Raw genomic sequence first — 16,000 nt, forward strand, 5'->3', positions numbered from 1 at the left:
CATGGCCCGGCGCTACCCGATCACCGCGCGTGGTAGCGCCGGGCCATGCCCGGCGGACAAGGAAACAAGGAACGTTGCATGCCCGCCCCGGGTGATATCTACGTCGTCCACAACGAACGCCTGCAGGCGTTCGTCGCCTACCAGCTGACCCACCAGGATGCGCGCGACGGCAGCCTCGCCGTGCTCACCCTGGACTGGACCGGCACCGCCCTGCCCGACCCGACGACCGTCGCCGCCATGCAGCCGGCGCGCTTCAACGACCTGCAGCAGGACGATGCGCTGCACCACCGCTGGGCGGGAAAACGACCGCCGCGCGATTTCGTGCACGTGGGCTGGCGCGCGCCACTGATCGAGGCCGCACCGAAGATATACGGGAGCTGGCCCGACGGAGCGGAAGTTGAACACCAACGCCGCTGGGATGCATTGGATCCGACTGCCGTAGAGGCCTTCAAGCACGCCAGCGCAGCACAGGAAGATCGGAGCGTGCTGCTGGAACGTGGCGAGTATCCGGTGCGCCGCTGCGCCACCCGCCTGGATGCCGCGGCCATGAACCTCGCGCCTTCGCTGAGGCTGTTCGATGCCCTGCCCTTGCTCACCAAACTGGACATCAGCGAACCAGTGCCCGGCCTGCTGCCGTGGCTGCGCACGCGTCCGCTGATCCACTCACTGGAGATCAGCCAGCTGCAGGACACCACGCTGGACCTGCGCGGCACCAGCCTGATCCAGGCCAACATCGATGCCAGCGGCCTGCGCCACCTGCATCTCAACGATGGCCTGTCCGAACTGACCCTGCACGGTACGCTCGCGCCCGACCTGCTCATCACTGCCGAGGATGACGGCCGCTGGCTGACGCTCATCAGCACCGATGCCACGCTGGCCTGGGCTGGACTGCCGGCGCTGGGCGAGCTGCAGCTGCGCGACGTGCGGGAACTGGATGGCGGACGCATCGCCGAACGCTTTCCGCAGCTGCGGGCATTGAGCATTACCGGCGCCCCTGCCGTGCTGCACGGCCTGCCACGGCTGGGTGAACTGGGGCAGCTGCATACGCTCAGTGCCAGCGATGTATTCCCGGCCGGCGAAGCAGTGTTTCCCGAACCCGGCCAGTGGCCGCGGCTGTGCCGGCTTTGGCTTCACAGCCTGCCGGCCGCACTCGGCACTACCATCCGCAAGGCTTACAAAAGCGAAGCGACAAAGGGTCTGGATCTGGATGTGGGCCAGCTGCGCACGCCGGATTGGCTGGCCGCCAACCTCGACAATCCCTTCCGCGACTGGGACGGCAGTGCGCAGGTCAGCACCGCGCAGGCGAAAAAGGCAGCCACGCTGTATCGCAAGGCCTGTTCAGAGGCGCTGAAAATTGCCGCGGAAATCCGCGACGCGGCGACATTGACCGTGGCGCTGGCGCAGGTCGGGCGTGCCTACACCGAAGGCTTCAACGCGCTGGATCGCCGCAGCGGCTTCATCGAAACCGAGGAACGCGAGCAGATCTACACGGCGTGGCTGGCCGTCGTCGATGCGGCGGAGACGCGCAGTGGAACGGCCGTGATCGACCGCGAGGTGCTGCGCGCGGCGATGAACGAGGTCCGGACGTTCTGAGGGTCTCCGCCGGGCATGGCCCGGCGCTACCCGATCACCGCGCGTGGTAGCGCCGGGCCATGCCCGGCGAGCGCAGCGGCAGCGGCATCAACCGCGTGCGGCCCACCACACGCGCAGCAGGGTGCGCACCGGGGTCGCTTCAATCGGCTTGCCTGCGGCCTGCGCGGCCACGCGGGCGCGGGCCAGGCTGGACCAGACGCGGCGCGCGCGCGGGCCCGGCACGCGGGTCGCCCAGCCCTTCAGCAGGTGCTGTGCCCAACGCTGCGTGGCGTTGCTGGCGTCCTCATCCAGCAGGCTGCGGGGCACACCGGCCACGCCGGCATCCTGCAGGCGCTGGGCCAGGGTCTGCAGCTGCACGGCACGTCCGGCGCCCTTGCGCGGCGTGTCGTTGAACAGCACCGCTTCCACGGCGGCAACCGCCTCGGCGTAGTTGGCCAGCGCGCGCTCGGCACTGGCCGCATCGAGTGCGACGGTGCGCGCCTCGACCAGGTCCGGCAGGGTCTCGGCCAGCTGCGCCCACGGTGCACGCACTGGCTCCAGCAGGCGGCCCAGCGGATGGCGCGAGCGCTGCCCGGCCCAGCTGCGCAGCTCCTCGCCCCACCACGCCAGCTTGGCGTCGGCCGGCATCGGGTCGCCGCTGGTGTTGAGCATGTCGTCGAATTCCTGCAGCAGCGCGAACCACGCCACCGCGAGCTCGCGTTGCGATTCGGCCACGAACGGGGCGGCCACCGACCATTCCGGCCAACGGCTGCGCCACTTGTCGAGGAAACTGTCCAGCGCGGTACTGCTCACTACGTCATTCCTTACGGCTGGGCCGGGGCTGCCGGCCGGGTCGGCCAGAGACTGGCCAGTTGCAGAAGTTCGGCGTTTTCCACCAGTACGTCGGCCTGCCAAGCCAGCGGATCGTCGCTGTGCAGGCGGTAGCCCCACAGCGCCGCCACCGACGGCATGGCCGCCGCGCGTGCAGCGATGATGTCGCGCTCGTCGTCGCCGACGTACACGCAGTCTTCGGCGGCAACGCCAATGGCCTGCGCGGCGTGCAGCAACGGCAGCGGATGCGGCTTGCGCTCGGCCAGGCTGTCACCGCCCACCAGCACCGCGCAGCGCTGCTGCCAGCCCTGCTGCGGCAGGATCAGGCGCGCCAGGTATTCCGGCTTGTTGGTGACGATGCCCCACACGGTGCCTGCGGCATCCAGCGCGGCGAGCATGCCGGCCACGCCGTCGAACAGCACCGCGTGCTGGCCGATCAGCGCTTCATAGCGCTGCAGGAACTCTGGAATCAGCGCGTCGCGCTCGGCCGCGTCCAGATCCGGGAAGGCGGCGGTCAACATCGCACGCGAGCCCTTGGACACCACCGGGCGCAGCAGCGCCGGATCGATCGGCGCACGGCCGCGCGCGGCCAGCATCGCATCGCAGGTGGCGACGAAATCCGGCGCACTGTCCAGCAGGGTGCCGTCCAGGTCGAACAGCACCGCCCGCGGGAAGCCGGCCGTGGTCATGCAGGCTTGACCGCGTAGGCCAGGTAGTTGATGTCGGTGCGGCTGCTCAGGCGGGCGTGGTTGCGCCACGGCTCGTAGGCCATGCCGCTCACATCCACCAGCTGCACGTCGGCCCCGCGCAGCCAGCGCGCCAGCTCGGCCGGCTTGATGAATTCCTGGTAGTGGTGGGTGCCCTTGGGCAGCAGCCGTGCCACGTACTCGGCGCCGACGATCGCCACTGCGAACGCAGCCGCGGTGCGGTTGATGGTCGACAGGAACAGGTGGCCACCGGGCTTCAGCAGGCGCTTGCAGGCCTCGATGATCGCGCCCGGATCGGGCACGTGCTCGAGCATTTCCATGCAGGTGACCACGTCGAAGCTGCCCGGCTGTTCGGCGGCCAGGTCCTCGGCGGCCTGCACCCGGTAGTCGACCTTGGCGCCGCTTTCCAGCGCATGCAGGCGCGCGACCTTGACCAGCTCAGGGGCAAGGTCAATGGCAGTGACGTCGGCACCGCTTTGGGCCAGCGCCTCGCTCAGCAGGCCGCCACCGCAGCCGATGTCGAGCACGCGCGCACCGCGCAGCGTCACGCGGTCGGCCACGTACTGCAGGCGCACCGGGTTCAGGGCGTGCAGCGGCTTCTGCGGACCGTCGGCGTCCCACCAGCGGTTGGCCAGCGCGGCGAACTTGTCCAGCTCGGCCTGATCGAAATTGGAGGAAGCGTGGGGGGCAGTCATGGGGAAGTCCTTGCAGCGCCGGGGTTCAGGCGCGGATATGACGGATGCGCTCGCGCCACTGGCGCGCGTTGGCGATGATGCCCGGCAGGTCCATGCCGACCAGCTCGCGCTGGACCAGCTTCGGCTTGCCGGCAATCCAGACGTCGCTGACCTGCTGGCGGCCGGTGGCATACACCAGCTGCGACAGCACGTTGTGCAGCGGCTGGGTTTCCAGCGCGGACAGGTCGACACAGACCAGGTCGGCCTGCTTGCCGACTTCGATCGAGCCGATGCGCTCGCCGAAGCCCAGCGCGCGGGCGCCGCCCAGGGTCGAGGCACGCAGCGTGGTGGCCGCGTCCAGCGCGGTCGCATCGTCGGCCACGGCCTTGGCCAGGATGGCCGCGGTGCGGTTCTCGCTGAACATGTCCAGGTCGTTGTTGCTGGCGCAGCCATCGGTACCGATGGCCAGGTTGACGCCGGCGCGCTGCAGGGCGCAGGCCGGGCAGAAACCGGAGGCCAGCTTCAGGTTCGATTCCGGGCAGTGCACCACGCTGACGCCACGCTCGGCGCACAGGTGGATTTCGGCGTCGGTCAGCTGGGTCATGTGCACCGCGATCAGGCGGTCGTTGACCAGGCCGAGGCGATCCAGCCGCGCCAGCGGGCGCTGGCCGTGCAGCTTGATCGAATCGTTGATTTCCTGGGCGGTCTCGTGGGTGTGCAGGTGCACCTGCATGTCGAGCTGGTCGGACAGCATCCGCACCCGCTCGAAATTGGCGTCGTTGACCGTGTACGGCGCATGCGGCGCGAACGCGGTGCCGATCAGCGGATCGGTGCGCCACTGGTCATGCAGTTCACCGGCCTTGGCGAAGTACTCGTCGTCGGTCTTGGCCCAGGCGGTGGGGAAATCGATGATGACCGCGCCGACCAGCGCGCGGAAACCGTGCTTCTTGTAGACCGCGGCCTGCACGTCGCCGAAGAAGTAGTTCTCGTTGGCGCAGGTGGTGCCGCCGCGCAGCATCTCGGCGATGGCCAGGGTGGTGCCGTCGGCCACGAATTCCGGCCCGATCACCGCCGCTTCCACCGGCCAGATGTGCTGCTGCAGCCAGGTCATCAGCGGTAGGTCGTCAGCGACGCCGCGCAGCAGGGTCATCGGGTTGTGCGTGTGCGCGTTGACCAGGCCGGGCATCAGCGCCGCGTCGGGGCGGCTGACCACCTGGGTCGCGCGGAAGCGCGCGCGGGCCTCGGCACGCGGCAGGATGGCGACGATTTCGCTGCCACGCACGGCGACGGCATGGTCTTCCAGCACCACCGCATGCGGCTCGATCGGAACGACGTAACCGGCTTCGATGAGCAGGTCGCAGGCTTCGGGGAGGTGCGGGCTATCGCTCATGCGGGCTCACTTGGCTATTGAAGAAGGGCCTGGCGGGAGGCGGTAGCGCCGGGCCATGCCCGGCGGCTGTCCGTTGCGGCACCATCGGCGCCGGCAACGGGTTCCGGGCGGTGCCCGGAAAACCGAGCATGGCTCGGCTCTACAGGTAATCCGGCGCCGGGGTTGCCGGCCAGCGGCCGGCACTACCGTAATCCGGCTGCGCCGGATTACTTCACGCGCGAGGAGTACTCACCCGAACGGGTATCAACCTTGATGATTTCATCCTGGTTGACGAACAGCGGCACGCGGACCACGGCACCGGTTTCCAGGGTGGCCGGCTTGCCGCCACCGCCCGAGGTGTCGCCACGGACGCCCGGATCGGTCTCGGTGATCTTCAGTTCGACGAAGTTCGGCGGCTGCACGAAGATCGGCGCGCCGTTGAACAGGGTGACGATGCAGGCTTCTTCGCCCTTCAGCCACTTTTCGGCGCCGCCCATGCCCGCCTTGTCGGCCTGGACCTGCTCGAAGGATTCCGGGTCCATGAAGTGCCAGTACTCGCCATCGCTGTACATGTAGTTCATGTCGGTGTCGACGACGTCGGCCACTTCCAGGTCGTCGGTCGCCTTCATGGTCAGTTCGACCACGCGGCCCGAACGGATGAAGCGGTACTTCACGCGGGTGAAGGCCTGGCCCTTGCCCGGCTTGACGTACTCGGTGTCGGTGATGACTGCCGGTTCGTTGTTGACCAGGATCTTCATCCCGTTCTTGACGTCATTCATGCCCACAGTGGCCATGCTCAAGCTCCTCAAATGGCAAAACCGCCGCGGGTGCGGCGAGCCGGATAGAATGGAAAGCCCACCGGAAGCCGGTGGGCAACAGTTTTTCTGCCCCCATGATAACCGCAGGCCCCCTCTCCATGCAGCTTTCCGCCTTCCCCCGGCCCCAGTCGCCAGGCGCGCCCACGCGCTGGCAGCAGCTCTGGCGCCAGGCACTGCGCGACCCGCACGCCCTGCTGGCGCGGCTGCAGCTGGACCCGGCGGCACTGGGCGTCTCGGAGGCGGCCATGGCCCAGTTCGCCCTGCGCGTGCCGGAAGGCTTCGTGGCCCGCATGCGCCCCGGCGATGCGGCCGACCCCCTGCTGCGCCAGGTGCTGCCCATCGACGAGGAAATGCGCCCCGCACCCGGGTTCAGCTTCGACGCGGTGGGGGATGGCGCGGCCAAGAAGGCCACCGGGGTCATCCAGAAGTACCGCGGCCGTGCCCTGCTGGTGGCCACCGGCAGCTGCGCGATCAACTGCCGCTACTGCTTCCGCCGCCACTTCGACTATGGCGCGGAAAACGCCGCCAAGGGCGGCTGGCAGGAGGCCGTGGCGGCCATCGCGGCCGACCCGGACATCGACGAGGTGATCCTGTCCGGCGGCGATCCGCTGTCGCTGGCCACGCACAAGCTGGTCGAGCTGACCGACGCCCTGCGCCAGATTCCGCACATCCGCCGCCTGCGCATCCACACCCGCCTGCCGATCGTGCTGCCCGAGCGCGTGGACGAGGAACTGCTGGCCTGGCTGGGCAGCCTGCCGTGGCCGCTGGCCATCGTGGTGCACGCCAACCATGCCAATGAGTTCGATGCCAGCGTGGATGCGGCGATGGCACGCCTGCGCGGCCTCGGCGCGCAGCTGCTGAACCAGGCCGTACTGCTGCGCGGGGTCAATGACAGCGTGCAGGCACTGCAGGACCTGAGCGAGCGCAGCTTCGCCGCCGGCGTGCTGCCCTACTACCTGCACCAGCTGGACAAGGTCGAGGGCGTGGCCCACTTTGAAGTGGACGACACCCGGGCCAAGGCCCTGATCGCCGGCCTGACCGCCCGCCTGTCCGGTTACCTGATTCCCAAGCTGGTGCGCGAACTGCCCGGCGACCCCAGCAAGCGCCCGGTGTAATCGCACGACCGGGGTCAGATCCCTTCTCGCAGAAAAAGGGATCTGACCCCAGGACATCCGTTACAACCCCGAGTGGCTCAGCCAGTAGATCCACGCCATGCGTGGATGGGGGTCCAGGCAGAAGCAGCCACGCATGGCGTGGCTCTACTACCCCACGTCGTCCCTTACAGGCCCGAATCGATCATCCGCACCACTTCGGTGGCGGTGACCGGGTGGCTCAGCCAGTAGCCCTGGCCCAGGTCGCAGCCGCGCTGTGCCAGCAGTTCGTACTGCGCTTCCTGCTCGATGCCCTCGGCCACCACGGTAATCCCCAGCGCATGGGCCATGGCGATGATCGCCGTGGTCAGGGCCAGATCGTCCGGGTCGCGCTGCATGTCGGCCACGAAGCTCTTGTCGATCTTGACGCCGTCCACCGGCACCTGGCGCAGGTGGCTCAGGCCGGAGAAGCCGGTGCCGAAGTCGTCCAGCCAGACCTTCACGCCGGTGCGGTGCAGCTTGTCCAGCAGCTGCGCGGCCAGCATCTCGTCGCCGATCACCGCGGTTTCGGTCAGCTCCAGGTGCAGGCGCGAGGACGGCAGCCCGGATTCGTGCAGGCACTGCGCCACCAGCGCCGGCAGTTCGCCGCCTCGCAGCTGGCGCGGTGACACGTTCACCGACACGAACAGCTCGTCGCCGGCCGCGCCACGCGGCCACTGCGAGGCTTCCATGCAGGCCGCACGCAGCACCTTCGGGCCGATCACCTCGATCAGGCCACTCTGCTCGGCCACTTCGATGAACACCGACGGCGGAATCGTGCCCAGGGTCGGGTGCTGCCAGCGCAGCAGCACTTCCACGCCCACCAGGCGGCGGTCGCGCATGCGGAAGATCGGCTGGTAGGCCAGTCGCAGCTCGCCGCGCTCCCAGGCGCCGCGCAGCTCCTGTTCCATGTGCACGCGACGCTCGACCGCGTGGTCCATCGCCCGGCTGTAGTAGCGGTAGCAGTTCTTGCCGGCCATCTTCGCCTGGTACATGGCGATGTCGCCGTTCTTCAGCAGCGTGGTGGCGTCGGCGGCGTCGTCCGGGTACAGCGTCACGCCGATCGAGGTGCCCAGGAACAGCTCCCTGCCCTGCACCACCAGCGGCTTGCCCAGCTCGCGCACCAGCACTTCGGCCAGCAGGCGGGCATTGGTGGCCACATCGCCGTCGCCGACAAGAATGACGAATTCATCGCCACCGAACCGCGCCAGCAGCGCATCGTCGCCGCCAGCCTCGGCCACGGCATGGCCGATGCGCTGGGCGAACTGCAGCAGGGCCTCGTCGCCGGCCTCGTGGCCCATCGTGTCGTTGACCCGCTTGAAGTCATCGATATCGGCAAACAGCAGGCCCAGCCGGTGCTTGGACGCGCGCGCGGCCATCATCCGGTGATCCAGCGCCTCGCGGAACGCCAGGCGGTTGGTCAGCCCGGTCAGTGCATCGGTGTAGGCCATGTGCCGCACTTCGCGGTCGTGGCGGGCGATCGCATCACGCATGCGCGCAAAGCCGCGCACCAGTTCACCGACCTCGTCATCGCGGGTGTTTTCCCGCAGCGGCGCCTGGTAGTCACCGGATTCGATGCGGCGCGCGGCAGCGGCCAGGTCACGGATCGGCGTCACCAGGGTGCGCTGCACATAGAGGATGACCGTCACCCCGATCACCACCAGCAGGGCCAGCATCAGCAGCAGCCAGCCCAGGTGGCGGCTGCCGACCTGCTGCAGGCGCTCGCCGAGGGTGGCATTGGCGGCCAGCTCGCGCTCCCTGACCTCGTCCAGCGCCATGCCGACGCGGACACCGCCGATACGCTGCTTGCCGACCATGATCGGCATGGTGTTGTCGAGCACGCTGGCCGACTGCTGCACCAGCAGGCCCTGCGCGGCGGTGGCTGCCTTGGCCAACGGATCGGTCATCGGCTTGCCGAAGCCGGGCACGCCGACCGAGCCGTCATGCACCAGCCGGCCCTTGCTGTCGAACACCAGCACATAGCGCACCACCTGCTGCCTTGAGGTCGAGCGCACCAGCACGCCCACCTGGCCCAGGTCGTTGTAATAGAGCGGGTTGGCCAGCGAATCGGACAGCTCGCGCGCCAACGCCTCGCCGCGGCTGCGCACGCTGCGGTCGAACAATTCGTGGATGACGCCACCGCTGAGGCTCTTCACCTCGCTCTGCATCGTCGCCTGGCGGCCCAGCATCACCGCCAGGATCGCCACCACCACCAGCATCGCCCCGCCCATCGCGAGCAGGAAACGGGCCTGCATTCCCGAGCCGAGCCACTTCATGCCACTTCCATCCGTACGGGTCCCGACTGCACTGCCCACTCCCATCCACTGCACCACGCACGCGCGGCTGCCGGACGCTGCAGCAGCGCCCGGCCCTTCGTAGATTCTGTGACCTTGTCGATCCGATACCACGCCCGCAGCGCGCTCGTCACGGCCGTGGCCGCGCGGACAGTCCGCCATGGAACCAGGCTCAGCAATCCCCACTGCGTTGCCTTACATGAAGCCGACACAAGCTCATCCCCCAAGGTATCCAGACAGACTACCCGAAAAAATGAGACCGTCGTCAGCCTTCTGTGCCGTTTTCCCGGGCCAGCCGCGCCATGCGCTGGGTATCGGCCAGGATGCCGCGCAGCAGGCGCACTTCCTGTTCGGTCGGCTCACCACGCAGGAACAGGCGGCGCAGCTTGCGCATCGCCGACTCGGGCGCGCGGCCCTTGTGGAAATCGATCTCGTCCAAGGTGTCGCCGAGCTGGGCGAAGAAGCTCTCCATCTGCTCGTGGCTGGCCACCGGCTCGCGGGCGTCCGCCGGCTCGACCTCGGCTGCCGGCTGCGCGCCCAGCAGCTGCATGCGCGTTTCATAGGCCAGCACCTGCACGGCGGCGGCAAGGTTGAGCGAGCTGAACGCCGGGTCGGACGGGATATGCACCGCCGCGTGGCAGAGCTGGAGCTCTTCGTTGGTCAGGCCGGTGCGCTCGCGACCGAACACCAGGGCCACCTCGGCGCCCTCGCCGGCCTTGGCCACCGCGCGGGCAGCCGCGTCGGATGGCAGGTATTCCTCCAGCTGGACCCGGCGCGCACGCGCGGTGCAGCCCAGCACCAGAGTGCAGTCGGCCACGGCTTCGGCCAGGGTGGCCACCACCGGCGCGTCACCGAGCACGTCCTCGGCACCGGCCGAGCGGCGGAAGGCCTCCTCGTCCAGCGGCTTTTCGGGGGCGACCAGGACCATGCGGGCCAGGCCCATCGTCTTCAGGGCGCGGGCGGCGGCGCCCATGTTGCCGGGGTGCTGGGTACCGACCAGGACGAATCGGAGGCGGGTGGCGGCAGGAAACTGGGACATGAACAGGGAAATGTCGAGCTGGACGAAGACCAATGGTAAACTGTGCGGCCGGCCACTGCGCCGGACCCGCTCTTTTCCCCCGCCAGCCCTACCTCTTCTGCCTTTCCGGGAGCCCACGCCATGCAGAAACCCGCCGTCACCGTCATGGTCAAGGCCGCCCGCCTCGCCGGCAACGTCCTGTTGCGCAACATCAACAAGCTCGAGGCGCTCAATGTAGTGCAGAAGGGCCGGATGGACTACGCCAGCGAAGTCGATGCCGACGCCGAAAAGGTGATCGTCAAGGAACTCAAGCGCGCTTACCCCGAGTACGGCGTGTTCGGCGAAGAAGGCGGCGTGCAGGGTGGCCACCGCAACATGTGGGTCATCGACCCGCTGGACGGCACCAGCAACTACCTGCGCGGCGTGCCGCACTACTGCGTGTCGATCGCCCTGGTGGAAAACGGCGAGCCGACCGACGCGGTCATCTTCGATCCGCTGCGCAATGAACTGTTCACCGCCAGCCGTGGCGCCGGTGCCGTGCTCAACGACCGCCGCATCCGCGTGGCCGACCGCAAGGACCTGGGCGGCACCATGATCCACACCGGTTTCGCCCCGCGCGAGCGTGCCCGCGCCAGCGCCCAGCTGAAGGCGGTCGACGCCCTGCTGGTGCAGGCCGAGGACATCCGCCGCAGCGGTTCGGCCGCGCTGGACCTGGCCTACGTGGCCTGCGGCCGCGCCGACGCCTACTTCGAAGCAGGCGTGAAGGCCTGGGACATCGCGGCCGGCGTGCTGCTGGTCCGCGAAGCTGGCGGCAAGGTCTGCGACTTCAAGGGCGCGACCCTGGCCCGCATGGACAACCGTGGCCCGGACACCCAGCAGGTCGTGGCCGGCAACCTGAAGGTGGCCGAGTCGCTGCAGAAGGTGCTGGTGAACACCGGCTACGCCGCCGAGTTCGACGCGAAGTTCTAAGCGTCCCGGTAACGCGGCTCACTGAAACGGCACCTGCGAGGGTGCCGTTTCTGTTTGTGCCGCGCACGGCGCCGCAAACGAAAACGCCCGGCACATGGCCGGGCGTTCGTGTTTCCGGGTTGAAACCCGTCGCTTAGGCGGCGGTCGAAGCGCGCAGCGCGGCGATGCGCTCTTCCAGCGGCGGGTGGCTCATGAACAGCTTCTTCGCCGTCGAACCAGCAATGCCGAAGGCCGCGATCTGGGTCGGCAGGGTGCTCTGGCCGTGGTTGAGCTGCAGGCGCTCCAGCGCGGCGATCATCTTCTGGCGACCGGCCAGCGAGGCACCACCGGCGTCGGCACGGAACTCGCGATGGCGCGAGAACCACATCGAGATCATCGTCGCGAACAGGCCGAACACCATCTCCAGCACGAACACGATGATGAAGTAGGCGAAGCCACGGCCGCCGCCTTCGCGGTTGCCCGACAGCGCGCTGTCGATGATGCCGCCGACCACGCGGGCCAGCACGATCACGAAGGTGTTCAGCACGCCCTGCAGCAGCGCCATGGTGATCATGTCACCGTTGGCGACGTGGGCGATCTCGTGGCCCAGCACTGCTTCGGCCTCGTCCTCGCTCATGTTGTGCAGCAGGCCGGTGGACACCGCCACCAGCGCGTTGTTGCGGTTGGCACCGGTGGCGAAGGCGTTGATCTCCGGGCCGTCATACACGGCCACTTCCGGCATGCCGATGCCGGCCGCCTTGGCCTGGCGCTCTACGGTGGCCAGCAGCCAGCGCTCGGTTGGGTTGCGCGGATCGGTGATGACCACCGCACCGGTGGAACGCTTGGCCATCCACTTGGACAGCAGCAGCGAGATGAAGGAACCACCAAAGCCGAAGATGCCAGCCATGACCAGCAGGCCGCTCATCGAACGGGAGTCCACGCCCAGGATGGACATCACGATGCCGGCAAGGATCAGCACCGCAAGGTTGGTGGCCAGGAAGAGGGCAATGCGGGTAAACATGGGAAATTCCGGCTCGGAAGGGGTCGATATCTGCCAATTTGCGGTGCAGTCAGCTTGAATTCAAGCGCCAACCTGACCGACGATTCAGCCAGCATGACTTCGCCCATTCCCTGCGGCCGCTTCGCGCCCTCGCCCACCGGCCTGCTGCACGCCGGTTCCCTGCTCGCCGCCTTCGGCAGCTGGCTGCTTGCGCGCCATCACGGTGGCCTGTGGCGGCTGCGCATCGAGGATGTCGACCCACCGCGCACGGTCGCCGGCGCGGCGCAGTCACAATTGCAGGCGCTCGCCGCATTCGGCCTGGACCACGACGGCGAGGTGCTCTGGCAGAGCGCGCGCGGCGAGGCCTACCAGGCCGCGCTGGACGTGCTGCTGGCCAGCGACCGGGCCTTCGTCTGCCACTGCAGCCGCAGCGAAGTGGCCGCCAGCGGAGGCATCCACCATCGCTGCGTGGCGCGACAGCCGCGACCGGACCCTGCCGTCCGCTTCCGCGTTCCCGCGGGCAGCGTGGTGCAGTTCGAGGACGGCCTGCGCGGCCTGCAGACCCAGGACGTGCATGCCGAGGTCGGTGATTTCGTGCTGCGCCGCGCCGATGGCTGCTGGGCCTACCAGCTGGCCGTGGTGGTGGACGATGCCGCGCAGGGCGTGACCGAAGTGGTCCGCGGCGCCGACCTGCTCGATTCCACCGCGCGGCAGATCCTGCTGCAGCAGGCGCTGGGGCTGCCGGTTCCGCGCTACTGGCACCTGCCATTGCTGCTGGATGCGCCGGGCCACAAGCTGTCCAAGTCCCTCGCCGCCCTGCCGGTGGACAGCAGCCGGCCGGTGCCGGTGCTGCGCCAGCTGTGGCAGCTGCTGGGCCAGGCACCCACCGCGCTGGATGGCATCGACGCGTTGCCCGCATTGCTGGCCGCCGCTCGCCAGGCCTTCGACCCGGCGCGCCTGCCACGATCCGACATCCTGATCGGAGCGGGCCTGCCGCCAGCCGGCGCACTTTCCGCGCCGATGTTGCAGAATCCCCTTTCCCCCACCTGAAACCCGGACAGCATTCCATGACTTCTCGCGTCGCACTGGTCACCGGCGGAACCGGCGGCATCGGTACCGCCATCTGCCAACGCCTGGCCGACCAGGGCCACCGGGTCGCCACCAATTACCGCGACGAGGCCAAGGCCCGCGCCTGGCAGCAGGCCATGACCGAACGCGGCTACCACGTGTCGATCTTCCCCGGCGATGTGTCCGACCCGGAAAGCGCCGAAGCGCTGATCCGCGCGGTGGAAGCCGAGCTGGGCCCGGTCGAGATCCTGGTCAACAACGCCGGCATCACCCGCGACACCACCTTCCACCGCATGCGTGCGGACCAGTGGCACGACGTGATCAACACCAACCTCAATTCGGTGTTCAATGTCACCCGCCCGGTCATCGAAGGCATGCGCCGCCGCGGCTGGGGCCGGGTCATCCAGATCAGCTCGATCAACGGCCTGAAGGGCCAGTACGGCCAGGCCAACTACGCCGCCGCCAAGGCCGGCATGCACGGCTTCACCATTTCGCTGGCCCGCGAGAACGCCGGCTTCGGCATCACGGTCAACACCATTTCGCCGGGCTACGTCGCCACCGACATGGTGATGGCCGTGCCGGAGGAAGTGCGCGCCAAGATCATCGCCGACATCCCCACCGGGCGCCTGGGCAAGCCGGAGGAGATCGCCTACGGCGTGTCCTTCCTGGTCGCCGACGAGGCCGCCTGGATCACCGGCAGCAACCTGGACATCAACGGCGGCCACCACATGGGCTGGTAAGGCCGCAGGCAGCGGCAGCGGGCACGCAAGGCCCCCTGCCGTTGGTCATGCTGCGCAGCACGCAAACCCTTGCTGCGCAACATGATCGGCCGTGAAACCCAAGCCTGGCGGGGGCTGGGGCGGTTGCCAAGGCTTGTGCACTGCGCCATGCTGCACATCTACTGTGACGAGTGACCGCTTCATGGCTGCGACCCGCATCATCAAGAAGTATCCGAACCGCCGTCTCTACGACACCGAAATTTCCAGCTACATCACCATAGAGGATGTGCGCCAGCTGATCCTGGACGGTGAAGACTTCGAGGTCCGCGACGCCAAGAGCGGCGACGACCTGACCCGTTCGGTCCTGCTGCAGATCATCGCCGACCAGGAGCAGGACGGCGAACCGATGCTGTCCACCCAGCTGCTGAGCCAGCTGATCCGCTTCTACGGCGATTCGCTGCAGGGCTTCATGGGCAACTACCTGGAGCGCAGCATGCAGGTCTTCCTCGACCAGCAGCAGCAGTTCCGCCAGCAGATGGGCAACCTGCTGGGCCAGACCCCGTGGGCGATGATGAACCAGCTGACCGAGCGCAACCTGGAGCTGTGGCAGGAATTCCAGCGCAACATGGGCACCGGCTTCGGCGGCCCGCGCCCCGGCGGTACGGGCACCGGCACCGGCAACAAGCCGAGCGAGCCGGGCACCAGCACCGGCACCGGTGGCAAGACCCGGCGCTGAGGCGACTGCCCCGCCTGACACGAAAACGGCGCGCCCTCTGGCGCGCCGTTTCTGTTCTGGAGGGCGGCATCCCAGCGGGTAGAGTCGACCGTTGGTCGACTTATGCGCGAAGCGCGGGCATTTCCGCCATCCGACCGAAAATCAGTCGACCAACGGTCGACTCTACTACCCTCAACGCTTCAGCTTGCAGCCCGTGCAGACGCGTTCGACCTTGTAGCCCTTGGCCTTCAGCTTCTCCACCACGCCATCGCTGCCCAGCAGGTGCAGGCCACCCACGACCACCAGGGTGCCGCCCTGCCCGTCCTGCAGGTACGGCAGCAGCTTCGGCACCCACGCATCGTTGCGCGCGGTGTTGATGCGCTGGTAGAGCTGCGGATACTGCTGGCGCATCTCCACGGCCATCTTGTTCCACAGCACGCGGTCATCGCCGCGGCGCCAGGCCTCGTGCAGCATCAGCGACTGCTCATCGCCCTTGTCGGCCTGGTCCAGCGCCTCAGCCATCATCTGTCGCTGCTCCTGCAGGCTCATGCCGTCCAGCAGGTTGATCTGGCTCTGCATGTCCTCCAGCCCGCCGGTCTGCTTGCCCGCCTTCTTCGCCTCGGCCATGAAATGACGGTCCAGGCCGAGGTTCGCATCCAGGCCCATCTTCTGCATCTGGCCGATGGTGATGTTGAGCGCGACGAACCAGCTCTTCATGCCCTGCAGCTGCGCCAGCGGCAGCTTGTTCTGCGTGGCGTAGGCCTGCAGCTTCTGCCAGGTGGCGTCATCCAGGTCGCGCTTCAGTTCACTGCCATCGCGGCGGATCGCGGTCTGCACCATCTGGGTGGCGGCCTGGGTCGATTCCATTTCCTCCGGCGACACTTCGAACAGCACCCGCTTGGACGCGGTGAAGGCCTGCTCGACATCGGCCGACAACGGGTAATCGGTGGGCTTCAGCAGGTGGAACGAACCCAGCAGGTAGACACGCGCATCGCCTGGGCCGGTCACCTTCCACAGCAGCGGCACCGGCGGCTTGGCCGCAGGCGCTTCGGCCGGCGCGCCACGCGCAGCGGCCAGGGGGGCGACCGCGCAAGCCAGCAGCAGCACGGCGCCGCGCATCAGTGATCTGATCGACAT

General features: G+C 68.2%; 15 protein-coding genes. 6 read left to right on the forward strand and 9 right to left on the reverse strand.

Annotated elements, in window-relative coordinates:
- The first annotated feature begins 78 nt into the window (after positions 1 to 78).
- Positions 79 to 1,593, forward strand: coding sequence for a gliding motility protein (locus tag C1925_RS13770; protein WP_108769383.1), 1,515 nt, complete (start codon positions 79 to 81; stop codon positions 1,591 to 1,593).
- A gap of 87 nt (positions 1,594 to 1,680) precedes the next feature.
- Here the strand turns inward: C1925_RS13770 and C1925_RS13775 are convergent, their stop codons facing one another.
- The 5 genes from C1925_RS13775 to efp form a co-directional block, all read right to left on the reverse strand.
- On the reverse strand, positions 1,681 to 2,385 hold the full coding sequence (locus C1925_RS13775) for a phytoene/squalene synthase family protein (RefSeq protein WP_108769384.1): 705 nt from the start codon (positions 2,383 to 2,385) through the stop codon (positions 1,681 to 1,683).
- An 11-nt stretch (positions 2,386 to 2,396) separates the two neighbouring features.
- Positions 2,397 to 3,092, reverse strand: coding sequence for a phosphoglycolate phosphatase (locus C1925_RS13780; RefSeq protein ID WP_108769385.1), 696 nt, complete (start codon positions 3,090 to 3,092; stop codon positions 2,397 to 2,399).
- The gene (ubiG, locus tag C1925_RS13785) at positions 3,089 to 3,805 is read right to left on the reverse strand and encodes a bifunctional 2-polyprenyl-6-hydroxyphenol methylase/3-demethylubiquinol 3-O-methyltransferase UbiG (RefSeq protein ID WP_108769386.1); all 717 of its coding nucleotides are present in this window, start codon (positions 3,803 to 3,805) and stop codon (positions 3,089 to 3,091) included. The genes C1925_RS13780 and ubiG overlap by 4 nt, the downstream gene beginning before the upstream one ends.
- A 25-nt stretch (positions 3,806 to 3,830) precedes the next feature.
- Positions 3,831 to 5,174, reverse strand: coding sequence for a TRZ/ATZ family hydrolase (locus C1925_RS13790; RefSeq protein WP_108747050.1), 1,344 nt, complete (start codon positions 5,172 to 5,174; stop codon positions 3,831 to 3,833).
- Positions 5,175 to 5,380: 206 nt separating this feature from the next.
- Complete coding sequence (gene efp / locus C1925_RS13795) at positions 5,381 to 5,947, reverse strand: elongation factor P (RefSeq protein ID WP_108765696.1); 567 nt, start codon at positions 5,945 to 5,947, stop codon at positions 5,381 to 5,383.
- Between the two features lie 122 nt (positions 5,948 to 6,069).
- Here efp and epmB point away from each other — a divergent pair, with 122 nt between their 5' ends.
- Positions 6,070 to 7,086, forward strand: coding sequence for an EF-P beta-lysylation protein EpmB (gene epmB, locus C1925_RS13800; protein WP_174213511.1), 1,017 nt, complete (start codon positions 6,070 to 6,072; stop codon positions 7,084 to 7,086).
- Between the two features lie 164 nt (positions 7,087 to 7,250).
- Here epmB and C1925_RS13805 read toward each other — a convergent pair whose 3' ends face one another.
- Entirely contained in the window at positions 7,251 to 9,377 is a 2,127-nt protein-coding gene (locus C1925_RS13805; protein ID WP_108769388.1) for a bifunctional diguanylate cyclase/phosphodiesterase, read from the reverse strand.
- A gap of 283 nt (positions 9,378 to 9,660) precedes the next feature.
- Positions 9,661 to 10,434, reverse strand: coding sequence for an RNA methyltransferase (locus C1925_RS13810; protein WP_108770719.1), 774 nt, complete (start codon positions 10,432 to 10,434; stop codon positions 9,661 to 9,663).
- Positions 10,435 to 10,554: 120 nt separating this feature from the next.
- Here C1925_RS13810 and C1925_RS13815 point away from each other — a divergent pair, with 120 nt between their 5' ends.
- The gene (locus C1925_RS13815) at positions 10,555 to 11,382 is read left to right on the forward strand and encodes an inositol monophosphatase family protein (protein ID WP_079222538.1); all 828 of its coding nucleotides are present in this window, start codon (positions 10,555 to 10,557) and stop codon (positions 11,380 to 11,382) included.
- A gap of 133 nt (positions 11,383 to 11,515) precedes the next feature.
- Here C1925_RS13815 and htpX read toward each other — a convergent pair whose 3' ends face one another.
- Positions 11,516 to 12,382, reverse strand: coding sequence for a protease HtpX (gene htpX, locus C1925_RS13820; protein ID WP_108769389.1), 867 nt, complete (start codon positions 12,380 to 12,382; stop codon positions 11,516 to 11,518).
- A gap of 93 nt (positions 12,383 to 12,475) precedes the next feature.
- Here htpX and gluQRS point away from each other — a divergent pair, with 93 nt between their 5' ends.
- The 3 genes from gluQRS (at position 12,476) to phaR (ending at position 14,884) form a co-directional block, all read left to right on the forward strand.
- Positions 12,476 to 13,411: a tRNA glutamyl-Q(34) synthetase GluQRS gene (gene gluQRS / locus C1925_RS13825; RefSeq protein WP_108769390.1), complete on the forward strand. Its 936-nt coding sequence runs from the start codon at positions 12,476 to 12,478 to the stop codon at positions 13,409 to 13,411.
- Positions 13,412 to 13,428: 17 nt separating this feature from the next.
- Entirely contained in the window at positions 13,429 to 14,169 is a 741-nt protein-coding gene (locus tag C1925_RS13830; RefSeq protein ID WP_108769391.1) for a beta-ketoacyl-ACP reductase, read from the forward strand.
- Positions 14,170 to 14,350: 181 nt separating this feature from the next.
- Positions 14,351 to 14,884, forward strand: coding sequence for a polyhydroxyalkanoate synthesis repressor PhaR (gene phaR / locus C1925_RS13835; protein WP_108769392.1), 534 nt, complete (start codon positions 14,351 to 14,353; stop codon positions 14,882 to 14,884).
- A 171-nt stretch (positions 14,885 to 15,055) separates the two neighbouring features.
- Here phaR and C1925_RS13840 read toward each other — a convergent pair whose 3' ends face one another.
- Complete coding sequence (locus tag C1925_RS13840) at positions 15,056 to 16,000, reverse strand: TraB/GumN family protein (protein ID WP_108769393.1); 945 nt, start codon at positions 15,998 to 16,000, stop codon at positions 15,056 to 15,058.

It is taken from the genome of Stenotrophomonas sp. SAU14A_NAIMI4_5, from assembly GCF_003086795.1.
In the GTDB taxonomy this organism is placed as follows: domain Bacteria; phylum Pseudomonadota; class Gammaproteobacteria; order Xanthomonadales; family Xanthomonadaceae; genus Stenotrophomonas.

What these genes read in the sequence shown, in the direction of transcription:
- C1925_RS13770 (WP_108769383.1), top strand. Translation starts at nt 79, where the DNA reads ATGCCCGCCCCGGGTGATATCTACGTCGTCCACAACGAACGCCTGCAG.
- C1925_RS13780 (WP_108769385.1), bottom strand. Translation starts at nt 3,092, where the DNA reads ATGACCACGGCCGGCTTCCCGCGGGCGGTGCTGTTCGACCTGGACGGC.
- ubiG (WP_108769386.1), bottom strand. Translation starts at nt 3,805, where the DNA reads ATGACTGCCCCCCACGCTTCCTCCAATTTCGATCAGGCCGAGCTGGAC.
- C1925_RS13790 (WP_108747050.1), bottom strand. Translation starts at nt 5,174, where the DNA reads ATGAGCGATAGCCCGCACCTCCCCGAAGCCTGCGACCTGCTCATCGAA.
- efp (WP_108765696.1), bottom strand. Translation starts at nt 5,947, where the DNA reads ATGGCCACTGTGGGCATGAATGACGTCAAGAACGGGATGAAGATCCTG.
- epmB (WP_174213511.1), top strand. Translation starts at nt 6,070, where the DNA reads ATGCAGCTTTCCGCCTTCCCCCGGCCCCAGTCGCCAGGCGCGCCCACG.
- C1925_RS13805 (WP_108769388.1), bottom strand. Translation starts at nt 9,377, where the DNA reads ATGAAGTGGCTCGGCTCGGGAATGCAGGCCCGTTTCCTGCTCGCGATG.
- C1925_RS13810 (WP_108770719.1), bottom strand. Translation starts at nt 10,434, where the DNA reads ATGTCCCAGTTTCCTGCCGCCACCCGCCTCCGATTCGTCCTGGTCGGT.
- C1925_RS13815 (WP_079222538.1), top strand. Translation starts at nt 10,555, where the DNA reads ATGCAGAAACCCGCCGTCACCGTCATGGTCAAGGCCGCCCGCCTCGCC.
- htpX (WP_108769389.1), bottom strand. Translation starts at nt 12,382, where the DNA reads ATGTTTACCCGCATTGCCCTCTTCCTGGCCACCAACCTTGCGGTGCTG.
- gluQRS (WP_108769390.1), top strand. Translation starts at nt 12,476, where the DNA reads ATGACTTCGCCCATTCCCTGCGGCCGCTTCGCGCCCTCGCCCACCGGC.
- C1925_RS13830 (WP_108769391.1), top strand. Translation starts at nt 13,429, where the DNA reads ATGACTTCTCGCGTCGCACTGGTCACCGGCGGAACCGGCGGCATCGGT.
- phaR (WP_108769392.1), top strand. Translation starts at nt 14,351, where the DNA reads ATGGCTGCGACCCGCATCATCAAGAAGTATCCGAACCGCCGTCTCTAC.
- C1925_RS13840 (WP_108769393.1), bottom strand. Translation starts at nt 16,000, where the DNA reads ATGTCGATCAGATCACTGATGCGCGGCGCCGTGCTGCTGCTGGCTTGC.